Origin of the sequence: Brevundimonas nasdae (assembly GCF_016654005.1) — a bacterium.
Taxonomy (GTDB): Bacteria; Pseudomonadota; Alphaproteobacteria; order Caulobacterales; family Caulobacteraceae; genus Brevundimonas; species Brevundimonas nasdae.
In genome coordinates, this window is sequence record NZ_JAEPWN010000001.1 from 217,464 (window position 1) to 243,712 (window position 26,249).

Consider the following 26,249-nt stretch of genomic DNA (forward strand, 5'->3'; position numbering starts at 1 on the left):
TCTGTCGATACTGCAACCGGCGAGGCGAGGAAACGGTTCGCGGTTTTAGGGCCTGATCGATAGCGGGATCACGGGGCGGCGGGCTGCGACGGCGTCGTCGATGCTGTTACGGGCGATGAGGCTTCGTTCAGGCTGTTGGCCGCCATCCTCTGCGGCAGAGCAATGCTGAGGGCCGCCAGGGCGATATATATGGCGACGTGCAGCCCGACCGTCGTGGCGAACAGCCAGGCGCGGCGAGTCAGGGCCGCTGGCACGATCAGCGCCAGATACAGCAACTGGTTCTGGCCATAGATGAGCAGCAGATGCGTGGCGTCCGCCTGCCCCCATTTCATCCACACAGTCGCGCCGGTCATCAGCAGATTGGTCAGAACCAGCAACAGCAGCACGGCCCGCTTGTTGGCCCAGAAATGCTGGTCCATGCTGGCGACGCGGTCCTCGGCGTCGGGGAAGATCAGGCTGGCGGCGATGAAATAGATCAGGGCCACCACCAGACCCGCCACCAGCAGGCCATAGCTGTAGGGGGCGTTATTGAAACTGACCCAGGCCGAGTCCCAGAAGGTCACGATGTCCAGCGCTGCGAACACCGCCAGCAGCGGCGTCTTCCAGCCGATCGGGATGGATTTGCGATGCTTGAAGGCGCGGGCCGCGCCCGTGGCCATGACGGCGACCGACAGGCCCAGGATCAGGCCGTAGAAACTGAAAAAGAACTCGAACGCGGTCACTTCGCTCATCCCCCATGACGAGCCGCAGCCTTAGGCGCAGAAACGGCGTTTCGTCACTCAAAACCCGTTAGGCTGATGCGATGATTCTGCCCGTCCTCTTGTCCGCCCTGTTGCAAGCCGCCGCCGCGCCTTCCGCCGAGGTGCAGTTGCAGCCCCTGAAGCTTGTCGACGACTTCGCCTGCACGGCCGATAGCCGCTGGTGTGTGGGCTTGCTGGAAGGGGCGGCGGGCGACGATACGGCCGTGCGGCCTGTGGTGCGCGCCGACTTGTCCGCCCTGCCGGGCGCGACGGGCGACGTGAGCTATGGGCAGGAAACCTATCAACCCTGGACCAGCCTGATGTCGCTGGCCGACGGCGGGTTTCTGGCCGGTGTCGATGTGGGCTCCAGCGCCATGTATTCCGGCGGCGGGGGTCAGGCGTCGACGGTGGCGCTGTATCGTCTGGATGCGGCGGGCGATGCGATGGGCGGCCCGGTCCTGACCGTTCCGCTCATGTCCTCGGTGCTGATCCGCGCCTGTTTTGGCGAAAAGGACATGAAGCAGCGCGCCGGGGCCTGTCACGACGAATACAGTTTCGAAGGCAAGCTGACGGCGGCGCCGAACGCCGGGTCCGGCGTCATGCCGACCCTGATCTATGCGACCGCCGCGACCGCCTTTCCGCGCGGCGTGTCGCGGTCCAAGGACTCGCTGGAGAATCCGCCGTTGAAGCCTGCCGATCTGGTCGCCACGCGCGATCCGACCTGCAGTTTCGAACGGCGCTTCACCTTCGACGCCGCGACCGGCGTCTATCAACCCGACCGCCCCCTGCCGGACTGTTCCGACTATACGGTCCCGTGAGGTTCAGTAGGCGAAATCGGCGTAGATCCGCTTCACATCGCCCTGCCAGGCGCCGTGGTACAGGTCCAGCAGGCGTTCGGCCGGGGTGATCCCGCTGTCGGCGATGTCTTCCAGTTCGGACAGATAGCCGCGCTCGTCCACCATGCCGCCCGAGAATTTGGCGCGGTTCTTCAGACCCTGTTTGGCGATGTTGACCAGGTCGACGGCGATGTCGCGCACGCTGCGGCCCGCGACTTCCGCCTTCAGGCCCAGACGGGTCACGTCGCGGCGCAGGCGTTCGTGGTCGGCGATGTCCCAGTCCTTGACCAGATCCCAGGCCGCGGCCAGCGACGGGGCGTCGTACAGGACCCCGGCCCACAGGGCGGGCAGGGCGCAGATGCGGCTCCAGGGACCGCCGTCGGCGCCGCGCATCTCCAGATAGGCCTTCAGCCGCACCTCGGGGAAGAGGGTGGTCAGATGGTCGTTCCAGTCCTTGATGGTCGGATATTCGCCGGGCAGGGCAGGCAGTTTGCCCGCCTGGAAATCACGGAACGACTGGCCAGAGGCGTCAACGTAATGGCCGCCCCGCTTGGCGAAATACATCGGCGTGTCCAGAGCGTAGTCGGCGTAGCGCTCAAACCCGAAACCGTCGTCGTACACGAAGCCCAGCATGCCCGTGCGGTCGGCGTCGGTGTCGGTCCAGACGTTGGCGCGGGCCGACAGGAAGCCGTTGGGCCGTCCCTCGGTGAAGGGCGAACAGGCGAACAGGGCCGTGGCGATGGGCTGAAGCGCCAGCGAGGTGCGGAACTTCAGCACCATGTCGGCTTCTGAATCGAAATCCAGGTTCGCCTGGATGGTGCAGGTGCGCAGCATCATGTCCAGGCCCAGCGACCCGACCTTGGGCATATAGGCGCGCATGATGTCGTAACGGCCCTTGGGCATCACCGGCACCTGCTCGCGGGTCCACAGCGGGTCGAACCCGGCGCCCAGGAAGCCCACGCCGATCTGATCGGCGACCTGTTTGACCTCCATCAGATGCTGGCCGGTCTCGTTGCAGATGTCGTGGATGGTCAGAAGCGGCGCGCCCGACAGCTCCAGCTGGCCGCCCGGCTCCAGGCTGACCGAGGCGGTGAAGCCTTCGTTGTTCTTGCGTTCCAGACCGATCAGGACGCCGTTTTCCTCGACCGGCGCCCAGCCGAAGCGCTGCAGGCCCTCCAGCATGGCCTTGATGCCGTTCGCGCCTTCATAGGCGGGACGCGCCAGGGTGGTCTTGTCGAAGCCGAACTTCTCGTGCTCGGCGCCGATGCGCCATTGATCCTTGGGCTTGGCGCCCTTGGACATGGCCTCGATCAGGGCGTCCCGGGTCAGCGGCGCGTTTTCGGACATGCAGTATAGCCCCTCTCCGGCGCAACCATCGCGACGGCGTGTCGCGCTAGATGGGCGAGGTTGTCGCCATGCTCAAGAGGGCGGGCTTTCTTTCCCTAACGCTCGCCGCGCGGCGGCTCGCTGCTTGAGGGGGTCTTTTCCCCTAACGCTCGCCGCGCGGCGGCTCGCTGCTTGAGGGCGAACTTATCGTTCCCAATCGCCAACAGCCGCCTGCCAAAGCGTCATGGCGGCGATGGCGGCGGTGTCGGCGCGCAGGATGCGCGGGCCCAGTGAAACGGCGGTGGTGAAGGGCAGGGACCGCAGCCGCTCGCCTTCTTCCGGCGAGAAACCGCCCTCGGGGCCGATCAGGATGGACCAGGGGCCTTCGCCTGCCTCACGCAGCGCGGTCATCGCTGGCGCGCCGCCGGTTTCGTCGCAGAACATCAGGCGCCGCCCGTCCTCCCAGCCGTCCAGAACCGCATCCAGCTTGACCGGATCATCGACGACGGGGACATCCAGACGCCCGGTCTGTTCGGCGGCCTCCTCGGCGATGGCGTCCAGCCGGTCCAGGCGGATGCGGTCGGCATTGGTGCGTTTGGTCAGGACCAGCCGCACGCGGCGCGCGCCCAGTTCGGCGGCCTTTTCCACGATGGTCTCGACGCGGGCCTTCTTCACCACCGCGACGATCAGCTCCAGATCGGGACCATAGGTCTGGGGCCGCATCTGTTCCTCGGCGCGAAGGATGACGCCCTTCTTCAGCACCTCGGCGACCGATGCGCGCCATTCGCCGTGACGGCCGTTGAACACCAACAGGTCGTCGCCGACCTTCAGCCGCATCACCTGGGTCAGATAGCGGGACTGGTCCAGCGTGGGCGCGACGGGGGCGGCGGGCGCAAGGTCGCCCTGAACATGCAGACGGATCATGGCGCGTGCATATCGCGGTTTCGGCGCCTGAACCAATCCCTGACGGCGGGTTCGCAGCCGATGTGGAACGTCGCCCCGTCCCTGGCGTTTGTCTGGCCATGTTCACAACCTTGGCTGTTGCCGCGCGCGACCGAAAACGTCTGACGGAGATATCGGGCATCGCGGCCCGTTTCGGGCTGGGCGCCGTCCTGGCGCGGCTGGGTCTGGGTGGGGGCGGCGCGGACGACGAGGGGGGCGAGCCGCTGTCGCGCCGCACGCGTCAGGCGCTGGAGGCGCTGGGGCCGACCTTCATCAAACTGGGTCAGATCCTGTCGACGCGGTCCGACCTCTTGCCGCCGGACTGGATCGAAGAGTTCGAGCAGTTGCAGAGCAACGGCGTGACGCTGGATTTCGACGTCCTGCGCACGGACGTTGAGGCCGCCCTGGGCGGGCCGCCGGAGCTGGTCTTCTCCCGGTTCGACGTGACGCCTCTGGCCGCCGCCTCCATCGCCCAGGTCCATCGCGCGGCCCTGCAGGACGGAACCGAGGTGGTGCTTAAGATCCGCCGCCCCGGCGTTCGTCCCCGCGTCGAGGCCGACCTGCGCCTGATCGCCGAACTGGCGCGCAAGGCCGAACAGGCCAGCGCCGAGATCGCCCGCTACCGCCCCCGCGCCCTGGTCGCCCAGTTGTCCGAGGCCATGCTGGACGAGCTGGATTTCACCACCGAGGGCCGCAACACCGACCGTTTCGCCGCCGACTTCGCACGCAACCGCGACGTGGTAATTCCCGCCGTCTATTGGGACTACACCACCGACCGGGTGCTGGTTCAGGACTATCTGGACGGGATCGCCCCGATTGACGCAGAGCGGCTGCGGGCGGGCGGCGTCGATCCCCATCGACTGGCCCAGATCGGGGCGGACGCGGTTCTGGACATGGTTCTGGTCAACGGGCGGTTCCACGCCGACCCGCATCCCGGCAATCTTCGGGGCATGGCGGGCGACCGGGTGGGGCTGCTGGACTTCGGCATGGTGGGCACGGTCACGCCGCGCCGCCGGGCCGAGCTTATCAGTTTCGTCCAGGCGCTGGCAGGCAGCGACGCCCAGCGGATGGCCGAGGTTCTGGCTGACTGGACCGAAGGGGCCGATGTCCCGTCGCAAAGCCTGACGGCAGGCGCGGAGCGGCTGATCGCGCGCCACGGAAACGGTGATGTCGACTTGCCCGCCATCGTCGCCGACCTGATGGCCCTGATGCGCCAGGAGCGGGTCGCGGCGCCGCCGGACCTGATGCTGATCCTCAAGGCCCTGGTCACCATCGAGGGGGTGCTGTCGCGCGTCGATCCCCAGTTTGATCTGGTGCGGGCGATGAGCGGCGCCTGGAAACGGGTGGTGTTCTCGCGGCGCAGTCTGGGAGCGGTGCAGAACCAGGTGATCGGCGCCCTTCTGGACCTGTCTGCGTCAGGCGGCGACCTGCCGCGCATCATTCGCGCGGTGTCGCGGCGTCTGCTGGAGGAACCGGGCAAGCAGGCCGGGGTTTCTGATGGGCAGACAGCCCAGGCCGTGGCGAAGGCCGGGCGCTGGATCGGCGTGTCGATCCTGGGCGCGGGCGGGATGGTGGCCCTGGCCCTGATCGCAGGGGCGTGGCTGGGCCGCTGAGGCGGTCAGGTCAGGTGATAGCGGACGGGGGCGATAGGGTCCGGCAGAGGGCGCACGCCCATGGCGTCCAGCAGTTCGCGCTCGACCGTGCGGCTCATGGCGCCCAGCGCCAGGTCGTTGTCGTCCTCGCCGAACGGGTCTTCCAGTTCATCGCCCAGCGCATCCAGACCAAAGAAGGCATAGCCGACGATGACGCTGAGCAGCGGCGTCCACCAGCCCAGCGCCGGGGCCAGGGCGAAGGGCAGGAACAGACAGAACAGATGCGCCGTCCGGTGCAGCAGCAGGGAATAGGCGAAGGGCAGGGGCGTGTTCTTGATCCGCTCGCACGCCGCCTGAACATGGGTCAGCTCGCCCAGCCGCAGCTCCAGCACCGAATAATGGATCGGCGTCAGCCGCTCATCCTGCATCAGCCGCCCCAGACGGTCCCCGACCTGCGACAGGGCGGCGTCGGTGGGATTGGGGCGGTCGGCGGCGACGCCTGCGCTCCACGGGGCGATGGCGACAACCTCATCGTTTCCACGCAGCCGGGCGTTCAGGCCGTAGGTGAAGCCGATCAGGCCGCGCAGCATCGGCTCGCGATCCGGCGCCGACAGGGTGGAGGTCTGGCGGGCGAAGCCCCGGCAGGCGATGATCAACTCGCCCCACAGCTTGCGCGCCTCCCACCAGCGGTCGTAGCAGGCGTTGTTGCGGAAGCTCATGAAGATCGAAAGCGCCAGCCCGATCAGGGCGAAGGGCGTGGCGCTCAGCTGCCCGACCAATCCGGGCCAGCGCTGGGTCAGCCAGACGGCCAGGGCCGAAACCGCCGTCATGGCCGCCAGCCGCCAGATGATGCGCGGCAGGATCGAGCCGCGCAGCGCAAAGGCGATCTCGAACAGCGTAGGTTTGGCGCGGACGATCATGCAGCAGGCCTTACGCCTGTCGAACCGCCCGCGCCAAGAGGCTTACAGGGGCGCCTGATCGGGGCGGATCAATAGTGATAGCGGCACTGGACGATCTCCAGCCCTGCCTGGGTCGCGCGATAGACCAGCCGGTGTTCCTGATCGATGCGGCGGGACCACCATCCTGACAACTCGCCCTTCAGCGGCTCGGGCTTGCCGGTCCCCGCGAAAGGCGTGCGCTGGCATTCCCTGATCAGGACGTTCAGCTTCCTGAGCGTCTTGCGGTCCGTCTCTTGCCACTCGACGTATTGGGTCCAGGCGCGGGCCGAGAATATGACATTCATTCCGTGATCAGTTCGCGCGCCTGTCCGCCGCCTGATTCAAGTTCGGCGATGGAGGCGCGCAACGCATCGCGGTTCGCGGGGCTGCGCAGCAGATAGTCCGTCTCCTGCCAGGAGGCGAAGTCCTCCAGCGACATCAGAACAGCCGCCGGCTTTCCGCCCTCGCGCGTGATGATCGTATAGTCGTGATCCGCCGTCACCCGGTCGATCGTGGCGGCCAGGTTCTTGCGCAGCTCGGTGACGGAAATGGCGTTCATGTCGGGAATGTACGCATTCACGTACATTCCCGCAAGGGACTCACAGGGTGCGCGCGATCAGCAGTTTCATGATTTCGTTGGTGCCGCCGTAGATGCGCTGGACGCGGGCGTCCTTGTACAGCTGGGCGATGGGGTATTCGTTCATATAGCCATAGCCGCCGAACAGCTGGAGCATCTCGTCGATGGTCTCGCCCTGGATGTCGGTGACCCAGTATTTGGCCATGGAGGCGGTGGCGGCGTCCAGCTTGCCCTCAAGGTGCAGGCCGATGCAGTGGTCGGTGAAGACCTTGGCGACGGTCAGCTTGGTCTTGACCTCGGCCAGCTTGAACTGGGTGTTCTGGAAGTCGAGGATCGACTTGCCGAAGGCCTTGCGCTCCTTGACGTAGGCGATGGTGGCCTCCAGCCCGCGCTCGGCGGCGGCGACGCCCTGAACGGCGATGTTCAGCCGCTCCTGCGGCAGTTGCTGCATCAGCTGGACGAAGCCCTGACCCTCGACCCCGCCGATGATGTTGTCGGCCGGCACCTTGACGTCATTGAAGAACAGTTCGGAGGTGTCGTTGGCCTCCATGCCGATCTTGTGCAGGTTGCGGCCGCGTTCGAAGCCTTCTGCGCCGTCCGTTTCGACCACGATCAGCGACGTGCCCTTCGAACCCTGCGAAGGGTCGGTCTTGGCCACGACGATGATCAGATTGGCCAGCTGGCCGTTGGTGATGAAGGTCTTGGAGCCGTTGACCACATAGCCGTTGCCGGACTTGATGGCGGTGGTCTTGATCCCTTGCAGGTCGGAACCCGCGCCCGGCTCGGTCATGGCGATGGCGCCGACCAGTTCGCCGGTCTGCAGACGCGGCAGCCAGCGCTGCTTCTGCTCTTCGGTGCCGTAGTGCCAGATGTAGGGCATCACGATCGCATTGTGCAGCGAGATGCCGAAATGGTCCGCGCCCTTCCAGCCCAGCTGGCGCATCAGCACGACCTCATGGCGATAGTCGCCGCCGAAGCCGCCGTCCTCTTCCGGCAGGCTCAGGCCCAAGAGCCCTGCGTCGCCCGCGTCATTCCACAGCTGGCGCGGCACGCTGGAGTTGGCGATCCACTGTTGGAACTTGTCCTGCGGCGCGTGCTCGTCGATCCACTTGCCGACGCTGTCGGAGAAGAGGGTGATCTCCTCTTCCTGCATGAAGGCGGGTTCGGGGCTGTTGAGGACGTTCATAGTGGGCTCCGGCATTCTCCCTCCCCGTCCGGGGAGGGTGGCCGCACAGCGGCCGGGTGGGGGCGGCAAGGCGAAGCATCCTGAGGCGGAGCGTGGATCGCCTTGCCGTCCCCACCCGGTCTTCGCTTCGCTTCGACCACCCTCCCCGGCAGGGGGAGGGACAGGTCTCTGCGTTGGTTTGGATCAAAAGGCCTCGGCGGGCATCGCCATCAGCACGTCGGCGCCGGTCTTCAGCTTCTTCAGGTGGGCTTCGGCGTCGGGCAGGATGCGCTCGACGAAGTAGCGGCCGGTCTGCAGCTTGGCGGCGTAGTAGGGGTCGGTCGAGCCGGCCTCCACCTGCGTCTGGGCCGCCTTGGCCATCTGGGCCCACATGTACGCCAGCGCCGTCAGGCCGAAGACGTTCAGATAGTCGGTCGAGGCGGCGCCCGCGTTGTCCGGGTTGGCCATGCCGTTCTGCATCAGCCACATGGTGCCTTCCTGCAGCTTGGTCTTCACGTCGGCCAGGCCGTCGACGAAGGGCTTGATGGCTTCATTGCCGCTGTTCTCGGCGACGAAGGCGTCGATCTCGCCGAACCAGGTCATGATGGCGCGGCCGCCGTTGGCGGGCAGCTTGCGGCCCACCAGGTCCAGCGCCTGGATGCCGTTGGTGCCTTCATAGATCATGGTGATGCGCGCATCGCGCAGATACTGCGAGGCGGTGAAGTGTTCGGTGTAGCCTGAACCGCCGTGGACCTGCATGCCCAGCGAGGCGACGTGGAAGCCCTTGTCGGTCAGATAGGCCTTCAGCACAGGCGTCAGCAGGCCCATGTAGTCCTTGGCCTTGGTGGCGACGGCGGCGTCTTCGGACTTCTCCAGATCGGCCTGCAGCGCGGTCCACAGGATGAAGGCCTGGCCGCCTTCGACGAAGGCCTTGGATTCCAGCAGCATGCGGCGCACGTCGGGGTGGACCATGATGCTGTCCGCCGGGCCTTCCGGGTTCTTCGGTCCGGTTAGCGAACGGCCCTGCAGGCGGTCGCGGGCGAACTCAACGGCGGCCTGATAGGCGGCGGTGCCGATGGCCAGACCCTGCAGGCCGGTGCCCAGGCGCGCCTCGTTCATGACCACGAACATGTTGTTCATGCCCCGGCCTTCTTCGCCGATCAGCCAGCCCTTGGCGCCGTCATACTGCATGACCGCCGTGGCGTTGCCGTGGATGCCCATCTTGTGCTCAAGACCCGCGCATTCCAGCGTATTGCGCTCGCCCAGCGAGCCGTCTTCATTGACCAGGTACTTGGGCACCACGAACAGCGACAGGCCCTTGATGCCCGGAACCGCGCCTTCGACGCGGGCCAGCACCGTGTGGATGATGTTGTCGGCGAAGTCGTGCTCGCCCGCCGAGATCCAGATCTTCTGGCCGGTAATCGAATAGGAGCCGTCGCCGTTCGGCACGGCCTTGGTGCGCACCAGGCCCAGGTCGGTGCCGCACTGCGGCTCGGTCAGGTTCATGGTGCCCGACCATTCGCCGGTCGCCATCTTGGGCAGGTATTTCTGCTTCAGCTCTTCCGAGGCGTTGGCGTGGATGCCTGCATAGGCGCCCGCCGTCAGGCCTGGATACATCGAGAAGGCGGCCGATGCGCCCGCCGTCATCTGGCCAAAGGCCGAGGCGACCACGCTGGGCATGCCCTGACCGCCGTAGGCCGGGTCGGCGGCCAGCGCCATCCAGCCCGCTTCCGACATGGCCTTATAGGCTTCTTTCCAGCCCTTGGGTCCGGTGACCACGCCGCCCTCGGCCCAGTGACAGCCTTCCTTGTCGCCCGGATTGTTGATGGGCGCGATGACCTCGTCGGCGAACTTGGCGCCTTCTTCCAGGATCTGGCCGATCAGGTCCGACGACACGTCCTGGAAACCGGGCTGGTTGGTGTAGCGGTCGATTTCCAGCACTTCATTCAGGATGAAGGTGAAGTCACGGACAGGCGACTTATAGGCCATGAGTTACGCTCTTGCTTTGAAGGGGTGATGGTCGTGGTTGAGGCGGGACTGGAGAAGCTTCTCATAGTCCTCGGCGCCCGGCAGCAGGTCCGGGCGGTGTTCTGAAAGCTTGGATTCCATCCAGGCGCAGGCGGTCTCGGCCGTCTCGATCGCGCCCTCGATGTCTTCGAGCTGCTGTTTCAGCGCCGCGATCTGGGCGCGATGACGCACCAGCGCCACCGCCATCTGATGGACGTTGTGGTCCTTCTGATCATAGAGATCCATCATGTCCTGGATCTCCTGCAGGGTGAAGCCGATGCGGCGGCCCCTCAGGATCAGTTTCAGCCGTGCGCGGTCGCGGGAATCATAGACCCGCGTCTGACCCTTGCGGGCAGGGGTGAGCAGGCCCTTGTCCTCGTAGAAACGAAGCGCACGGGCCGTCGCGCCGAACTCGCGGCACAGCTGGCGGATGGAATAGGTGCGATGATCGTCGGCAGTGGCCATGCGCCTTCATAACTTTACGCGTACGTAAAGGGAAGAGGCTTTACGCGCACGTAAGGGTAAGCTTTTGTCGCAGGCGGTCCGGCAAGAAAAAGCCCGGAACCTGGGAGTGGTTCCGGGCGCGATACGCCGGTTGCTGAGGGTGGGGGCTTCCGGCGATCGAAGCCGTGGCGCGGCTCAGGCCTTGCGGCGGCCCAGCAGCACCGGAACCGTGATGGCCAGCAGCAGCAGGTTGACGACGGCCAGGCCGATGTCGTGGCTAAGGGCGTGAACCATCAGCATGGTCGCCTCCATCGCGATCAGGCCGACTGCGGCGGTCAGCAGGATCGGACGGCCGATGCGCCATGAGATCAGAGGCGTCAGCACCGCCAGGCCGAGCACCAGCTCGACCACGCCGACGCCGCGCACCATGTTGTCGGGCGCGACGGCGGGCCAGCCCATCAGGGCGATCAGATTGGTCATCGGCTCGGTCAGCTTGGCGTAGCCGGCGGCGATGAAGAACATCGCGATCCATCCCTGGAAGGTCCAGAGGGCGACATTCTTGTAGGTCGAATGGGTCCGGGCGCGGCCCGAAGTCAGGGTGGTGGTGGTCATGGGGAGGAAATGCCTAATCCGTAACAGTGACGATATCGGTTCGTCGCCACCGCTTCGCAAGAGGGTCTATAGCTGCGCTTTTAAAAATAGTCATCACCCGATGACATCAGCTGATGACTTCGAGTGATGACGAATTGTTTCGGGCGGCGCGCTTGTGGCGATTCGCGCCGCCGAAGCAACGGGTCCGCGGGATTATTCGCAGGTCGCCAAGATAGCTCATGCCGCCGAAAGCGCAGGATGATCACCCTCTTGGCCATGTGACCGGATTTGCCCTCTGCATTGCCCGGCACGCGATAGCCGCCAGAACTCCGTATGACTCCAAACATGGACGCATGTTCACTGGGCGGCCCGCTCTCGCCTCGCTAAACGGCGGATGAATGTGAAGGGGATCGATAGTGAAGATTCGGAAACTGGCTTGCGCCATGGGGATGGCGAGTTGGGCGGTGTTGGCGAGCGGAGCGCACGCGCAAACGCCCCCGCCCGCCGATTTTACGCAACTGATCAGCCAGGCCAGTCTGCCCCTGGGCGTCGGCTCCAACGGCTTTTCGGGCGCAGGCGCGTCTGTGCTGGGGCAGGCCGTGGCGGACAGCCAGTATGTGCTGATCGGCGAAAGCCATATGAGCCGGGAGATTCCTGCCTTCACGACCCAGGTCTGTCGCCTGATGGCGCCCATGGGCCTGACGGCCATGGTCGTCGAAACGGGACCGGAGGCGGCGCGCGCCGTGGGCTCCATGATGCGGTCCCCTGATCGCGAGGCGCGCATCGCCGACTTCGCGCGCCGACATCCCGACGTCATAGCCTTCTTCAACGGGCGCGACGAAGGCCAGATGGCTGCCGACTGCGCCGCCGCTGCAGGGCCGGATCTCCAACTCTGGGGGCTGGATCAGGAGTTCCTCGGGGCCAGCGGCCACCTGCTGGAGGAGATGCTGAAATCCAACCCCGGCCCCATCGCCCGCGCCACCATCGAGGGCCTGGCCGCACAGGATCGGCAAACGACGGCCGCCGCACTTGAATCCGGTTCGCCTGGCGACCTGTTCCTGTTCGACGTGACGCAGGAGGCTCTGGACCAGGCCGGAGTCGCCATCGCCCGCGACGGCGGGGAGCGCGCCCGGTATCTATTTGGCCTCCTGACCGAGACCCATGCGATCTATCACGCCTCGCAGTCCCGTTCGGGCGATCCCAATGGCCGCCGGGCGCGTCTGATGAAACGCACCCTTGCGGCTCACCTTGCGGAAAATCCGAAGGCGCGGCTTCTGATGAAGTTCGGCGCCTGGCACGTCTACAAAAGCCTCAACCCGCTGGATCAGCGTGATATCGGCGCCTTCGTCGCCGAGCGGGCGGAGGGCGAAGGCGTCACTGCCCTGCACGTCATGGTCCTGGGCGCCAAGGGGACTGAGGGAAGCTATGCCGGCGTGGGCCGCGCAGCCACCGCACAACCGTTCGACGTGACGGAGGACGAAGACCCGGATTGGCGCAAGGATGTCCTGCTCATGCGCCCCGCGGACGTCTCGCCGGACGACTGGATTTTAGTCGATCTGCGCAGGCTGCGTGCGGGCGGATTGGCGTCCGCGCCGTCGGAGTGGCGCAATCTGGCGCTCGGCTATGACATCGCCATCCTGGCCCCGACGCTGACCGCCACGACCGTGCTGGGCGCCATTGACGAGCCCAATCCCGAATGAGGTTGTCGGGCGGCGACCAGCCCCTGCGATGGGAGTTCAGGCCCTGAACCCCCAGGCCGTGCGCGCCGCCTCCAGCCGGGCCAGTTTGGCGTTCAGGGGCGACCAGTCGTCGGCGGCGGCGATGGCGGACCAGATGGTTTCGACCTCGTCGATCAGCATCTCCTCGGGCTCGCGGGCGGCGAACATGGGGTGCTCCAGCCGTTCGATCCGGTCCGGTTCGTGCTCCATCAGGGCGAAGCGGAAGGCGTCGAAGGCCTCGCCCTGGTACAGCTTGCCGCGCGGGCCGGACAGGGCGCGGGCCGAGGAGGCGAAGCCGCCGAACCAGTCGAAGAACAGCGGCTCCCACCGCATGGCCTCGCCGTTTTCACGCAGCAGGGCCAGCGCCGCATCCAGCAGGCGCTGGTCTGCGGCCTCGCCCAGGCTGAGCACCCCCAGGCGCATCAGGAAGGCGGCGCGCAGTTCGCGGATATAGGCGGGGCCGAAACTGTTCAGCGCCTCGGTCAGGCCCTCGGGTCCGTCTGCGACCGGCTTCAGCGCCCCCGCCAACTGGGTCAGGTTCCAGAACACGGCCTCGGGCTGGCGCGCGAAGGCGTAGAGGCCCGTCTGGTCGAAATAGGCGGCGGTGAAGGCCGGGTCATAGTGGGGCAGGAACCGCCACGGCCCATAGTCGAAGCTTTCGCCCGTCACGTTCAGATTGTCGGTGTTCAGCACCCCGTGGACGAAGCCTGCCGCGATCCAGCGGGCCGTCAACTTAGCCGAGGCCTCGACCACGGCGCGCAGCAGGCCGGGCGCGTCGCCGGGCGCGACCTGCGGGTGATACAGGCTGCGGACGTGCTCCAGCAGGGCCTCGGTCTGGTCGGTTCGGCCCAGATAGGCCGCGCGCTGGAAGGTTCCGAACCGCACATGGCTGTGCGACAGGCGCACCAGAACGGCGGAGCGGGTGGGCGAGGGTTCGTCCCCGCGCTCCAGCGCCTCGCCCGTTTCGATCAGGGAGAAGGCGCGGCTGGTCGGCACGCCCAGCGCCTCCAGCATCGCGGCCGCCAGGATCTCCCGCACCCCGCCTTTCAGCGTCAGACGGCCATCGCCGTTTCGCGACCACGGGGTCTGGCCCGAGCCCTTGGTTCCGAGATCCAGCAGCCGCCCGTTGGCGTCGCGCATCTGGGCCGCCAGGAAGCCGCGCCCGTCGCCCAGGTCCGGGTTGTACTGGCGGAACTGATGGCCGTGATAGCGCATGGCGATGGGGCCGGGCTGGTCGGGCAGGGGCTGGAACCGGCCGAAGGCGGCGATCCATTCGGCATCCGTCAGGCCCTCCAGCCCGACTTCGGCGGCGGCCCGGTGGTTGCGGAACCGCAGGATGGTCTGGGGGAAATCCGCCGATTTCACCGCGTCGGCATAATCGGGGCCAAGGTCGATGAAGCGCGGTTCGGGGCGATAGGCGGGGGAGACGGGCATGGAGGGCTAGGTGCGTGTCCGACGGCGCGAGCGCAACCTTCACCACGTCATTCCGGGGCTGAGCGTCGCGAAGAACCCGGAACCCAGGAAGACAAGGCGAACGCCAGACGCATCAAGCGCCGCAGAAGCCCTCCTGGATTCCGGGTTCGTCCTGCGGACGCCCCGGAAGGACGAGCGCAGGGGTGGCGAGGCCGGGCCGCATCCGCTATTCTGCCTTCAGACATCAGGCCGCCCTGTGCGGTCAGGCTGGCGTCGCCTGCGGGCGGCGAATCTGGTCCGACGCCCGTCGATAACCTGGCGTCACGACGTTTCTTCCTTTCGTTTGGAGGCCGCCGTGGCGCGCAAACTGACTCTCGATTTCCTCAAGACCGAGGCCGCATCCGGCGCGGCCCTGGCGTTGGCGGCCATAGCTGCCCTGATCGTGGCCAACTCGCCCTGGTCGGCGGACTATTTCGGCTGGCTGAAGTCCTATCACATCGTCCAGATCGGCCCGATCCGACTGGAGGAGACCATCTCCAACTGGATCAAGGAAGGCCTGATGGCGGTCTTCTTCCTCGTGGTGGGGCTGGAGATCAAATACGAGATCGTGCGTGGCGAGCTCAGCGATCCGCGCAAGCTGGCGACGCCGGTTCTGGCGGCGCTGGGCGGCATGGCCGGGCCAGCGGCGGTCTATCTTCTGCTGTCGGGCGTGATCGGCGCGCCGCATGAGGGCTGGCCCATTCCTCTGGCGACCGACATCGCCTTCGCCCTGGCCATCTTCGGCTTCGTCGGGCGCGGTCTGCCGTCCTCGCTACGGGTGTTCCTGCTGACCCTGGCCATCGTCGACGACCTCGGGGCCATCGCCCTGATCGCCATCCTGTTCAGCGAAGGCGCGAACTGGACGCCGTTGCTGTGGGCCCTGGGCCTGCTGGCCGTGGGCGGGGTCGTCGCCCATCGCATCCGCATTCCCACGCCCTTCTGGGCGCTGGGCTTCGCGGCGGTGTGGCATCTGACCGTCCAGTCGGGGCTCAGCACCTCCCTGACCGCCGTGGCCTTCGCCATGATCGTGCCGATCAAGCCGCGCGTCGAAGACGGTCAGAGCCCGCTGAAGGAGGCCATCCACGACCTGCACCCGTGGAACGCCTTCCTGGTTTTGCCGCTGTTCGCCTTCGCCAAGGCCGGGGTGTCCTTCGCGGGTCTGTCGCTGGAGCAGGCCTTTGCGCCCCTGGTCATCGCCATCGCCCTGGGCCTGTTCTTCGGCAAGCAGATCGGGGTGTTCGGCGCGGCCTGGATCGCCTCGGCGCTCAAGATCGGCGCGCGGCCCACGGACGCCAGCTGGCTGCAGGTTTACGGCGTGTCTCTGCTGTGCGGCGTGGGTTTCACCATGAGCCTGTTCATCGGGGTTCTGGCCTTCCCCGGCGCCGTGGATTCGCCGGAGCAGGTGGAGGTCAAACTGGGCGTCATCGGCGGGTCCATCCTGTCGGCGCTCGCGGCGGCGGCGGTGCTGGGCCTGGCGGGGCGCGGACGCCGCCCCGACGTTGTCGAACGGCCTTGATTGTGCAGCGCAACCTGAGGGGCTTTGTGCGTTGCAAAATTACAGAATTTTCACGCAAATACTGACCTTGCGGAAGCATTTTATGTCGCTTCCGTGTCACAGCAGGCCGCAACTGCGGCGAAAAATCGACGCAGGTAACAACGCTCGCTTGTGAGGCGGCCCGAACCACGCTTAGCCTCTGCCTTACTGAACTCGTCTCCACGCAGAGGCGGGTCGATTGGGAACAGGGAACGCTGCGGTCGCCAGTGCGATCGGGCTCCAGCCGGGAGGTCGCTTATGCGCCAAATTCAACATCTCAAGACCACTGTGTCCGCTGTCGTGATCGGCGCCGCCGCCTTTGGCTTCGCGGGCGTCGCCTCGGCCCAGCAGTCGGTCCCGTCCAGCGTCGACGACATCATCGTCACCGCCCAGAAGCGCGAGCAGAGCCTGCAGGACGTGCCGATCGTGGTCACGACCCTGTCGCAGGAACTGCTGACCGGCGCGGGCGTGCAGGACATCAAGGACCTGCAGATCCTGACCCCCGGCATGACGGTCACCTCGACCCAGTCGGAAGCCTCCACCACCGTCCGCATCCGCGGCGCCGGCACCGTGGGCGACAACCCCGGCCTGGAAAGCTCGGTCGGCGTGGTCATCGACGGCGTCTATCGTTCGCGCAACGCCGTCGGCTTCGGCGATCTGGGCGAGCTCAGCCGCATCGAAGTGCTGAAGGGCCCGCAGGGCACCCTGTTCGGCAAGAACACCTCGGCCGGCGTCATCAACATCATCACCGAGCGTCCCTCCTTCACCCCCTCGATCGAGGGCGAGCTGACGGGCGGCAACTATGGCGCCATCGGCGGTTCGGTTTCGGCCACCGGCCCCCTGACCGACAAGATCGCCGGTCGCCTGTTCGTCGCCCACCGCGAGCGTGACGGCTTCTATGAGGTCAACGACGGCAAGGGCCCCAACACCCGCACCGACGACGGCACCCAGAACTACTGGACCAGCCGCGGCCAGCTGCTGATCCTGCCGAACGATGACGTCTCGATCCGCCTGATCGCCGACTACAGCAAGCGCGACGAATACTGCTGCGCCGCCGTCCAGACGCGCGTTGGTCCGACCCAGCAGTTCATCGCCGCCCTGACCGGCGCCAAGGGGCCGGGCCAAGCGCCCTATGTCGCTGGCGTCAATAAGGCGCCCTTCTCGCGACTGGCCTACGCCAACCGCGAAACTCCGCAGCAGATGGAGGACATGGGTCTGTCGGCGGAAGCCACCATCGACTTCCCCAGCATCAACGCCACCCTGACGTCGCAGACCTCATGGCGCGACTGGTCGTTCCAGCAGGGCATGGACCTGGACTACACCGGCGCCGACATCCTGCATCGGGACAATGACGGCTCGAACGGCTATGGCGTGCGCAACCTGACCCAGGAACTGCGTCTGGCCGGCACGACGGACCGCTTCGACTGGCTGGTCGGCCTGTTCGCGACCAAGGAAGACATCTATCGCGACGACAGCTACGTCTATGGCACGGACTACACGCCGTTCCTGTCCTTCCTGCTGACGGCTCAGTTGAATGCAGTGAACGCTGGTATCCCGATCAGCCCGGGAAGCATTCCGTGCTTCACGAAGCCTGGCCAGACGCCAGGCGGCTTTATCGGCTGTTTGGGGGCTGGCGGGGCAGGTACGACCGGACCGGGCTATGCGCCAGGAAAAGCTTATCAAGACCACTATTCGCAGTCGTCAGAATCGGTGGCTCTGTTCACCAACAACACTTGGCGTGTGACGGATGCGTTCGAGCTGAACATGGGTCTGCGCTACACCTATGACAGCAAGCGTCTGCTGGGCATCCAAGATAATTTGGGAAGCAACGGCGCCGCCTGCGGTGCGGTGTTGGGCAACCTCGGAGCTATTGGCGCTGTGCTCGGAGCGCAACCGGCCGGCACTATCGCAGGCAATATGTGTCTGCCGTGGGCCAACCCCCTGTATGACAACCGTGCTATTTCGGAGAAGTACGACGACACGGATTTGAGCGGCACCTTCAAAGCCTCTTATCGTTTCAACAAGTCGGTCATGGCCTATGTGTCGTATGCGCGCGGTTATAAGGGCGCAGGCTACAATATGGACCGGGTGCAGAACTCAACCCCGACCAATCCTCTGCCTATCGTCCCGGAGCAGTCGCTGCTGTTCAAGGCCGAAACGGTCGACAGCTATGAAGCGGGTCTGAAGACGACCCTGTTCAACCGCACCATGCTGCTGAACATTTCGTACTTCGATCAGAAGTTCGAGAACTTCCAGCTCAACACCTTCCTGGGCACCGCCTTCGTGGTGGAGTCCATTCCTGAGCTGCGCTCCAAGGGCGTCGACGCCGACATGGTCTGGTTCACGCCGATCGAAGGCCTGATGTTCCAGGGCGGCGTGACCTACACCGACGCCAAATACGGCCACTTCACCGCCGCCGACATGTCCAGCCCGGGCCGCTTCCCGCAGCTGTCGCTGCTGCCGGGCGCGCGCGCTTCCTTCGCTCCGGAATGGTCGCTGACCGGCGCCCTGTCGTTCGACCGTTCGCTTGGCGGCGGTCTGCGCGGCGGCTTCAACCTGTCGGCCAAATATTCGACCGAATACAACACCGGCTCCGACCTGCTGCCGTACAAGCATCAGGACGCCTTCACGGTCGTCAACGGCCGCGTGTCCATCGGCGCCGAGGACGAGCGTTGGACGGTCGATGTCTGGGCCCAGAACCTGTTCGAAGAAAAATACACCCAGGTGGGCTTCGCTGCGCCGCTGCAGGGCACCGCCTTCACCAATACGGCGACGCCGCAGCCGAACGGCACCTACTACAACCAGGCCACCGACACGGCGACCTACAACGCCTACCTCGGCGCACCGCGCACCTGGGGCGTGACGCTGCGGGTCAAATACTGATCATCCAGCCGCATGGCTGAATGACGAAGGGTCGTCCGCGAAACCGGGCGGCCCTTTTTCTTGGGGTGCGAACAGGGGATGGGCGCAATGTCCGTGTTCAGATGTGGTCCCAAATTCGGTTTTCGACCCGTTGCGGACCTTCGATAGCTGACCGATGATCGGGGAATGAAAGCACCGAAGAAGCTAGGCGTTTCCACCCCACAGTTTCGGACTGCGCTTCTACGCACGCTCAAGAATGACTTCCCGAGCTGTGAGCCTCGCATCGAGGCGGGCGAACGCGGGCGCATCGCCTTCCAGCTTTTCGACACGAACGGGAACGCGCGAAGCCAGTTGGTCACGATCAACCGGCACATGGCTGACACGCTGACCAGATCAGGACTTTCCCGGCTCATCCAGACCGCAGGAGCGACCGAGACAGGCTTTCCAAACGAGATCGAGAGCCGCTAACCGGATGTCCGCTCACCACCCTTTGCGGACCCAGCGAGGGTCCGCAAAGGGTGATTGTCTTCACTCAATCGTCGTCCTCGGCTTCGGCTGGGCCAACTGACGCTGGCCCGCCGTCTTGCGGTGCAGGATGCCGCGGATCCACTGGGCGAAGTCGTCGACGATGGTGAAGATCGCCGGGATGTAGAGCAGCGACAGGAAGGTCGAGGAGATCAACCCGCCCAGCACGGCGATGGCCATGGGCGCGCGGAACTGCACGTCGGCCCCGACGCCCAGGGCGATAGGCACCATGCCCGCCCCCATGGCGAAGGTGGTCATCAGGATCGGACGGGCGCGCTTGTGCGCCGCATCCAGAATGGCCTCGCGACGCGGCATCCCGCCCTGTTCGGCCATAATGACATAGTCGACCAGCAGGATGGAGTTCTTGGCCGCGATCCCCATCAGCATCAGCACCCCGATCAGGGCGGACATGGAGAAGTTGGCCCCCCCGATGGCCAGGGCGATGAAGGCCCCCCCGATGGCCAGCGGCAGGGCCGCCATGATGGTGATCGGATAGGCGAAGCTTTTGAACAGCAGCGTCAGCACCGCGTACATCAGGAAGATGCCCGAGGCGAAGGCGATGGCGAAGCCCTTCAGCATCTCCTGAATGAACTCCTGGTCGCCTGCCGGAACCTGGCGCACGCCTTCCGGCAGGCTCTTGACCGACGGCAGCTTCTGCACCGCCGCGCTGGCGGCGCCGGTGGCGATGCCGTCCAGTTCGGCGCTGATCGAGGCGATGCGCGAACGGTCCTGACGGCGCACCGTCGCCGGGCCTGCGCCGAACTGGATGTCGGCGACGGCGCTCAGCGGCACGGTTTCGCCGTTGTTGGCGGGAACCCGCAGGTTCTGCAGCACGGTGATGTCCTCGCGCGCCGCCTCGGTCAGTTGCAGGCGGATCGGAATCTGCCGGTCGCCCAGGTTGTACTTGGGCAGGAACTGATCGACGTCGCCGATGGTGGCCACACGCACGGCCTGGGAGATGGCGCCGGCGGACACGCCCGCCAGGGCCGCTTCGTCAGGACGCGGAGTGACCAGGATCTCGGGCCGCGCGATGGCGGCCGAGTTGACGACATTGGCCAGACCCTTGACCCCCCGCATCTCCTCCTCGACCTTGCGGGCTGCGGCGTTCAGCGTCTCGGGATTATCGCCCAGGATCGAGAAGGTGTAGGTGGTGCCGTCGCCTGGACCGCCGCCCTGTTGGGCGATGCCTGCGCGGATGCGGGCGCCGGGAATCTGCTTCAACTCATCGACCATGGTGCGGGCGAAGGCCTGCTGGCTCAGCTTGCGGTCGCCCTTCGGCACCAGGTCGGCGTAGATATTGGCCTGGTTCACGTCCTGCCCGCCGATGGCGGCATAGACGGAGGTGACCTCGTCGCGCGCCTCCAGCTTGCGGGTGACCTGCTGAACGATCCGGTCGGTTTCGCGCTGGGTCGCGCCGGGCGGCAGTTCGACTTGGAAGGCCGCGCGCGCGGTATCGCCGGGCGACATGAACTCGAACGACATCCTGGCCAGGTACGAGGTTCCGACCGAGGCGGCCAGGAACAGGATGCCCAGGATGAAGACCTTCCACCGGTTGGCCAGCGACCAGCGCAGCGCCTTCAGATAGCCGTTCATCCAGAACGGGTCCTTGTCCTCATGATGGGTGTGCTTGAGGATGAAGGCCGCCATCAGCGGCGTCAGCGTCCGCGCCACGACCAGCGAGAAGACGACCGAGATACAGGCCGCCAGCGCAAAGGCCTTGAAGAACTGGCCGATGATGCCGGGCATGAAGCCCACGGGAGCGAAGACGGCGACGATCGTGCCCGTCGTCGCCACGACCGCCAGACCGATTTCGTCGGCGGCCTCGATGGAGGCGTCATAGGGCGGTTTGCCGTCCCGCATGTGCCGGACGATGTTCTCGATCTCCACGATGGCGTCGTCGACCAGGATGCCGATGGTCAAAGACAGGGCCAGCAGGGTGACCACGTTCAGCGACTGATCCAGCGGGCCCAGAATGGCGAAGGTCGGGATCAGCGACATCGGCATGGCCGTCGCGGCGATGAAGGTCGCCCGCCAGTCCCGCAGGAAGATGAAGACGACGATGACCGCCAGGATGGCGCCGACCACCAGGGCCTCCAGCGAGGCGAAATAGCTTTCCTCGATCTGCTCGACGCTGGCCGTGACCTGCTGAATGGTCAATTCCGGGTGGGCGTCGTCGATCCGTTTGACCTCGGCGCGCACCTTGTCGGCGACCTTGACCTCGCTGGCCGTGCGCGAGCGCAGGAAGTTGAAGGTGACGGCTTCCTGGCCGTTGTAGCGGGCCAGGCGACGCGGCTCGCTCCACTTGTCCTCGACCTCGCCCAGATTATCCAGGCGCACGGTCTGACCATTGCCCAGGGGGATCAGGGTGGCGCGAAGCTGTTCGATCGAAGCCGCGGCCCCCAGGGTGCGGATGGCCCGCTCCGAGCCGGAGATGGTGACGCGGCCGCCGGGCAGGTTGTTGTTGACGTTGGTCAGGGCCTGGCTGACCTGGGCGGCGGTCACGCCGTATGAGGCCAGACGCTGCGGGTCCAGTTCGACGCGGATCTCGCGGTCCACGCCGCCCGAACGGTTGACCTCGCCCACCCCGCCCAGGGCCAGCAGGGCGCGGCTCATCTCGTTGTCGATGAACCAACTGATCTGTTCGGGCGTCATGGTCGGCGATCGGACCACATAGGTGATCAGGGCGTCGCCGGTGATGTCGATGCGCTGGACCGCCGGTTCCTGCATGTCCTGGGGCAGGGAGGCGCGCAGTCCGGTCATGGCGTTGCGCACGTCGTTGGTGGCGCGGTCGGTGTCCGTGCCCAGCTCGAACTCGATGACCGTGGACGACACGCCGTCGCTGATGTTGGAGTTGATGTGGCGCACGCCCGACAGACCGGCGAGGGAATCCTCGATCAGCCGGGTGACCTGCACCTCCATTTCGGCGGGCGCCGCGCCGGGACGGGCCGCCGTGACCGAAACCAGCGGGAAGTCGATGTCGGGGTTGGAGTTGATCCGCATGCCCGAGAAGCCGACCACCCCGCCCAGCGTCAGCAGGACGAACAGCAGGATGATCGGGATCGGGTTCTTGATCGCCCAGGACGAGATCTGGTTCATGATCGGTCCTACTTGGCCGCAGCTTGGGCGGCAGGCGTCGGGGCAGGGGCGGGCGTCTGGGCCACGGTGACCCGGTCGCCCTCATTCAGGAAGCCGGCGCCGTCCACGATCACGCGCGCGCCGATGGCGACGCCCTCGACCGCCGTCTGGGCGTCGCTGCGCGACAGGACGGTGATCGGCTGGAAGTGGACCGAACTGTCGGTGTTCAGCACGAAGACGCCGGGCTTGTTGTTGCGGTACAGGACCGCCGCTGTCGGCACGGTGGTTGCGGGCTGATCACCCGCCGCGATGTCGGCGCGGGCGAACATGCCCGGGCGCAGGTGGCTGCCGCTGGCCAGGGTGATGCGGGCCAGACCCAGGCGGGTGCTGGCGTTGACCTCCGGCGTGACCAGACGGACCGTGCCGGTCGTATCGCCGCCCTCGCTGGAGGAGATGGTCGCCGACTGACCGGCGCGGACCAGACCCAGCTGGGTCTCCGGCACCTGGGCGTTCAACTCCAGACGACCGTCGCGGACCATGCGGAACAGTTCGGTTCCCGCGCCGATGATCTGGCCCTTGGTGACGCTGCGGCTGATGATCAGGCCGGACACGGGCGCGCGGATGGTGGCCTGGGACAGGCGGGTGCGGGTCTCCGCCAGCGAGGCGCGAGCCGAGGCCAGATTGGCGGCTGAGGCGCGCTGGTTGGCCAGGGCCGTGTCCAGCGCCGCCTGGCTGAGGAAGCCGCGATCCTTAAGCTCCTGTGCACGCGCCAGGGCGGCGTCATCGCGGGCGTTGTTGGCTTCGGCCGTCTGCACGCCCGCCTGCTGCTGCTGCACCTGGGCGCGCAGCAGCACGTCGTTCATCTGCACCAGCGGCTGGCCTTCGCGGACGTAGGAGCCCTCGTCCACATACAGGGCCACGGCGGTCAGGCCGCCCGTCTCGGCGCCGACCGGCACCTCCTGCCAGGCCGACACCGTGCCGGATGCGGTGATGACGCGGTTCAGACTGGTCTGGGCGACGGTCGCCGCCGTGACGGTCTGACGCGAACTGCCCGCTTTTTCGTCCTTCTTTTCATCGCCTCCGTGTCCGCCGCAGCCTGCGAGCAACAGGGCGGAAAGCGCAACGGCGCTAAGGCCCAGAGCGGTTCGGGTCGTCTTTGACACGGGGAAATCCTCGGTTGCAGGCGAAGCGGATCATCGGCTTGCGCCGAGCCTGTAGGGCAAAGCTGTTTACAGCTTGTGTTTGTTCCTCTCAAACGCCGAAAGCGATTGTTGCAAACCCTTAATCTGGCACTGACAAAGGCGCAGATCAGCGCTCGCTATGGCCCCCGACACGTCCGCGTGATAGGGCGCGCGGATGACGACTCCCCCTATCTCGAACATTCGCAACTTCAGCGTGGTCGCGCACATCGACCACGGCAAGTCGACCCTGTCCGATCGCCTGATCCAGTTCACCGGCGGTTTGACCGCGCGCGAGATGTCCGAGCAGGTCTTGGACAATATGGAGATCGAGCAGGAGCGGGGGATCACCATCAAGGCCCAGACGGTCCGCCTGAACTACAAGGCCAAGGACGGTCAGGACTATGTGCTGAACCTGATGGACACGCCGGGCCACGTCGACTTCGCCTATGAGGTGTCGCGCTCGCTGGCGGCGTGCGAGGGCTCGCTGCTGGTGGTCGACGCCTCGCAGGGGGTGGAGGCCCAGACCCTGGCCAACGTCTATCAGGCGATCGACAACAACCACGAGATCGTGCCGATCCTGAACAAGGTGGACCTGCCCGCCGCCGAGCCCGAGCGGGTCCGCGCCCAGATCGAGGACGTCATCGGCATCGACGCCTCCGAGGCCGTGCTGTGCAGCGCCAAGTCCGGCATCGGCATCGAGGATGTGCTGGAGGCCATCGTCGCCAAGCTGCCGGCGCCCAAGGGGGACATCAACGCCCCGCTGAAGGCCATGCTGGTCGACGCCTGGTACGACCCCTATCTGGGCGTCGTGGTTCTGGTGCGCGTGTTCGACGGCGTGCTGAAGACCGGGATGCGGGTCAAGATGATGCGCAACGGCTCGACCCACCTGATCGACCGGGTCGGCGTCTTCCTGCCCAAGAACACCCCCGTGGACCAGCTTGGCCCCGGCGAGGTCGGCTTCATCACCGCCCAGATCAAGGAGGTCGCCCACGCCGCCGTCGGCGACACCATCACCGACGAGAAGAAGCCCACCGCCGAACCGCTGCGGGGCTTCAAGGAAGTTCAGTCGGTGGTCTTCTGCGGCCTGTTCCCGGTGGACGCCGCCGACTTCGAGGACCTGCGCGCCGCCATCGGCAAGCTGCGCCTGAACGACGCCTCCTTCACCTATGAGATGGAAAGCTCGGCGGCCCTGGGCTTCGGCTTCCGCTGCGGCTTCCTGGGCCTGCTGCACCTTGAAATCATTCAGGAACGCCTCAGCCGCGAGTTTAACCTCGACCTGATCGCGACGGTCCCGTCGGTCGTTTACAAGATCGGCCTGCGCGACGGGACCGAGATGGACCTGCACAACCCGGCCGACCTGCCCGACGTGATGCAGATCGAGACCATCGCCGAGCCCTGGATCAAGGCCACCATCCTGACGCCCGACGAATACCTCGGCGGTGTGATCAAGCTGTGCCAGGACCGTCGCGGCCAGCAGATCGAGCTGTCCTACGTCGGCAGCCGCGCCATGGTGGTCTATGAGCTGCCGCTGAACGAGGTCGTCTTCGACTTCTACGACCGGCTGAAGTCGATCTCTAAGGGTTACGCCTCGTTCGACTACGAGATCACCGAATACAAGGTCGGCGATCTGGTGAAGATGTCCATTCTGGTCAACGCCGAGCCGGTCGACGCCCTGTCCATGCTGGTCCACCGCCAGCGGGCCGAGACGCGCGGCCGCGGCATGGTCGAGAAGATGAAGGAGCTGATCCCGCCGCACCTGTTCCAGATCCCGATTCAGGCGGCCATCGGCGGCAAGATCATCGCCCGCGAAACCGTGCGGGCGCTGCGCAAGGACGTGACCAGCAAGTGCTACGGCGGCGACGCCACCCGCAAGAAGAAGCTGCTGGAGAAGCAGAAGGCGGGCAAGAAGCGCATGCGCCAGTTCGGCAAGGTCGAAATCCCGCAGGAAGCCTTCATCGCCGCGCTCAAGATGGACGAGGATTGATCGCGCACTGATCTTCTCCCTCCCCTGCGGGGGAGGGTGGCTGAGGCGTCAGCCGAAGCCGGGTGGGCCGACCCGGCAAGGCCGCACTGATCTGCTGAACCATAGACCGTGGGGCGTCGCCCTGCCGCCCCCACCCGGTCTCGCCTCCGGCTCGACCACCCTCCCGGGAACGGGGAGGGAGAGGCGTCATATCTCCACGTCCTCTGGCACGCCCAGTTCGTCGCGCAGTTCCTGCGGGTGCAGCCGCGCCATTTCCGCGTCCAGCACCTCCAGCGGCCTCAGCCGCCCGTCGTCATCCCAGAAGACCTCGGCCCACGGCTGACCCGTCTCGCGCGCCCGCGCCCGGTCACGCGCCGTCGCCGCCGGTCCCAGATGTTCGGCCCGCCACCAGTACAGCCAGGGTATGTGCCAGTGCGGCGCCTGCATCAGCCGCTCGTCCTTGGCGGTCTCCATCAGGCATTGGGCCAGATCGCGCGCGTCGTGCAGTCGGTCATCGAACGCCTCGCGCTGGCGGCGGGCGTAGCGAGGCCAGCCTTCCAGCGGCTCGGGCGGCGGGTCTTCGCCCTTCAGCCTGCGCCAGCCTTCAGAGGCCCGCCGCCGCCACAGGTTCGACAGCCCCACATTATATCGCAACGCCAGCGACGCCCCCGTCTCGCCCCGCTCCCACGCCCGCCTGATCTCCCACCAGGTGTCCTCAGACCGGATTTTCCGTATCGGGCCGTAGGTCATGGGCGGGTTGTAGCGGTGCTGAACGTCAGGA

21 protein-coding genes are annotated in these 26,249 nt (G+C 66.2%); 7 read left to right on the forward strand and 14 right to left on the reverse strand.

Going from position 1 to position 26,249, the window contains the following annotated elements; genetic code table 11:
* Window positions 1-68: 68 nt before the first annotated feature.
* Window positions 69-722 (reverse strand): hypothetical protein, encoded by a 654-nt coding sequence (locus JKF87_RS01120; RefSeq protein ID WP_201096557.1) that lies wholly within the window; start codon window positions 720-722, stop codon window positions 69-71.
* 80 nt (window positions 723-802) lie between these two features.
* Between JKF87_RS01120 and JKF87_RS01125 the strand changes: the two genes are divergently transcribed.
* A complete protein-coding gene (locus JKF87_RS01125) occupies window positions 803-1,558 on the forward strand; it encodes a hypothetical protein (protein ID WP_201096559.1) in 756 nt (251 codons plus the stop codon).
* 3 nt (window positions 1,559-1,561) lie between these two features.
* Here the strand turns inward: JKF87_RS01125 and JKF87_RS01130 are convergent, their stop codons facing one another.
* Together JKF87_RS01130 and JKF87_RS01135 are read right to left on the reverse strand one after the other, a co-directional pair.
* Window positions 1,562-2,923, reverse strand: coding sequence for a glutamate--cysteine ligase (locus JKF87_RS01130; RefSeq protein ID WP_201096561.1), 1,362 nt, complete (start codon window positions 2,921-2,923; stop codon window positions 1,562-1,564).
* Between the two features lie 183 nt (window positions 2,924-3,106).
* Complete coding sequence (locus JKF87_RS01135) at window positions 3,107-3,826, reverse strand: 16S rRNA (uracil(1498)-N(3))-methyltransferase (protein ID WP_201096563.1); 720 nt, start codon at window positions 3,824-3,826, stop codon at window positions 3,107-3,109.
* A 98-nt stretch (window positions 3,827-3,924) separates the two neighbouring features.
* On the opposite strand from JKF87_RS01135, the gene JKF87_RS01140 reads away from it, so the two are divergent.
* Complete coding sequence (locus JKF87_RS01140) at window positions 3,925-5,457, forward strand: ABC1 kinase family protein (protein ID WP_201096565.1); 1,533 nt, start codon at window positions 3,925-3,927, stop codon at window positions 5,455-5,457.
* Between the two features lie 5 nt (window positions 5,458-5,462).
* Here JKF87_RS01140 and JKF87_RS01145 read toward each other — a convergent pair whose 3' ends face one another.
* From JKF87_RS01145 to JKF87_RS01175, 7 genes are all read right to left on the reverse strand, one after another.
* Window positions 5,463-6,356, reverse strand: a complete 894-nt coding sequence (locus tag JKF87_RS01145) for a bestrophin family protein (RefSeq protein WP_201096567.1) — start codon at window positions 6,354-6,356, stop codon at window positions 5,463-5,465.
* Between the two features lie 68 nt (window positions 6,357-6,424).
* Window positions 6,425-6,679: a Txe/YoeB family addiction module toxin gene (locus JKF87_RS01150; RefSeq protein WP_201096568.1), complete on the reverse strand. Its 255-nt coding sequence runs from the start codon at window positions 6,677-6,679 to the stop codon at window positions 6,425-6,427.
* On the reverse strand, window positions 6,676-6,954 hold the full coding sequence (locus JKF87_RS01155; RefSeq protein ID WP_307417169.1) for a type II toxin-antitoxin system Phd/YefM family antitoxin: 279 nt from the start codon (window positions 6,952-6,954) through the stop codon (window positions 6,676-6,678). The genes JKF87_RS01150 and JKF87_RS01155 overlap by 4 nt, the downstream gene beginning before the upstream one ends.
* 19 nt (window positions 6,955-6,973) lie before the next feature.
* Window positions 6,974-8,137 (reverse strand): acyl-CoA dehydrogenase family protein, encoded by a 1,164-nt coding sequence (locus tag JKF87_RS01160; RefSeq protein ID WP_201096569.1) that lies wholly within the window; start codon window positions 8,135-8,137, stop codon window positions 6,974-6,976.
* Window positions 8,138-8,320: 183 nt separating this feature from the next.
* The gene (locus JKF87_RS01165; RefSeq protein ID WP_201096570.1) at window positions 8,321-10,105 is read right to left on the reverse strand and encodes an acyl-CoA dehydrogenase C-terminal domain-containing protein; all 1,785 of its coding nucleotides are present in this window, start codon (window positions 10,103-10,105) and stop codon (window positions 8,321-8,323) included.
* Window positions 10,106-10,108: 3 nt separating this feature from the next.
* Entirely contained in the window at window positions 10,109-10,588 is a 480-nt protein-coding gene (locus JKF87_RS01170; RefSeq protein ID WP_201096571.1) for a MerR family transcriptional regulator, read from the reverse strand.
* Window positions 10,589-10,762: 174 nt separating this feature from the next.
* Complete coding sequence (locus JKF87_RS01175; RefSeq protein WP_201096572.1) at window positions 10,763-11,179, reverse strand: DoxX family protein; 417 nt, start codon at window positions 11,177-11,179, stop codon at window positions 10,763-10,765.
* A 395-nt stretch (window positions 11,180-11,574) separates the two neighbouring features.
* On the opposite strand from JKF87_RS01175, the gene JKF87_RS01180 reads away from it, so the two are divergent.
* Complete coding sequence (locus tag JKF87_RS01180; RefSeq protein WP_201096573.1) at window positions 11,575-12,858, forward strand: hypothetical protein; 1,284 nt, start codon at window positions 11,575-11,577, stop codon at window positions 12,856-12,858.
* Window positions 12,859-12,894: 36 nt separating this feature from the next.
* Here JKF87_RS01180 and JKF87_RS01185 read toward each other — a convergent pair whose 3' ends face one another.
* Window positions 12,895-14,310, reverse strand: a complete 1,416-nt coding sequence (locus JKF87_RS01185) for a protein adenylyltransferase SelO (RefSeq protein ID WP_201096574.1) — start codon at window positions 14,308-14,310, stop codon at window positions 12,895-12,897.
* 334 nt (window positions 14,311-14,644) lie between these two features.
* Between JKF87_RS01185 and nhaA the strand changes: the two genes are divergently transcribed.
* The 3 genes from nhaA (at window position 14,645) to JKF87_RS01200 (ending at window position 19,192) form a co-directional block, all read left to right on the forward strand.
* Complete coding sequence (gene nhaA, locus JKF87_RS01190) at window positions 14,645-15,844, forward strand: Na+/H+ antiporter NhaA (RefSeq protein WP_201096576.1); 1,200 nt, start codon at window positions 14,645-14,647, stop codon at window positions 15,842-15,844.
* 276 nt (window positions 15,845-16,120) lie between these two features.
* Window positions 16,121-18,745: a TonB-dependent receptor gene (locus tag JKF87_RS01195; protein ID WP_201096578.1), complete on the forward strand. Its 2,625-nt coding sequence runs from the start codon at window positions 16,121-16,123 to the stop codon at window positions 18,743-18,745.
* Window positions 18,746-18,910: 165 nt separating this feature from the next.
* A complete protein-coding gene (locus tag JKF87_RS01200) occupies window positions 18,911-19,192 on the forward strand; it encodes a hypothetical protein (RefSeq protein WP_201096580.1) in 282 nt (93 codons plus the stop codon).
* A gap of 60 nt (window positions 19,193-19,252) precedes the next feature.
* On the opposite strand, the gene JKF87_RS01205 is transcribed toward JKF87_RS01200, so the two are convergent.
* Together JKF87_RS01205 and JKF87_RS01210 are read right to left on the reverse strand one after the other, a co-directional pair.
* Window positions 19,253-22,345 (reverse strand): efflux RND transporter permease subunit, encoded by a 3,093-nt coding sequence (locus JKF87_RS01205; RefSeq protein WP_201096582.1) that lies wholly within the window; start codon window positions 22,343-22,345, stop codon window positions 19,253-19,255.
* Window positions 22,346-22,353: 8 nt separating this feature from the next.
* On the reverse strand, window positions 22,354-23,487 hold the full coding sequence (locus tag JKF87_RS01210) for an efflux RND transporter periplasmic adaptor subunit (protein WP_201096584.1): 1,134 nt from the start codon (window positions 23,485-23,487) through the stop codon (window positions 22,354-22,356).
* Between the two features lie 193 nt (window positions 23,488-23,680).
* Here JKF87_RS01210 and lepA point away from each other — a divergent pair, with 193 nt between their 5' ends.
* Complete coding sequence (gene lepA, locus JKF87_RS01215; protein ID WP_201096586.1) at window positions 23,681-25,489, forward strand: translation elongation factor 4; 1,809 nt, start codon at window positions 23,681-23,683, stop codon at window positions 25,487-25,489.
* Between the two features lie 186 nt (window positions 25,490-25,675).
* On the opposite strand, the gene JKF87_RS01220 is transcribed toward lepA, so the two are convergent.
* A complete protein-coding gene (locus tag JKF87_RS01220; RefSeq protein WP_201096588.1) occupies window positions 25,676-26,218 on the reverse strand; it encodes a hypothetical protein in 543 nt (180 codons plus the stop codon).
* Window positions 26,219-26,249 lie beyond the last annotated feature (31 nt).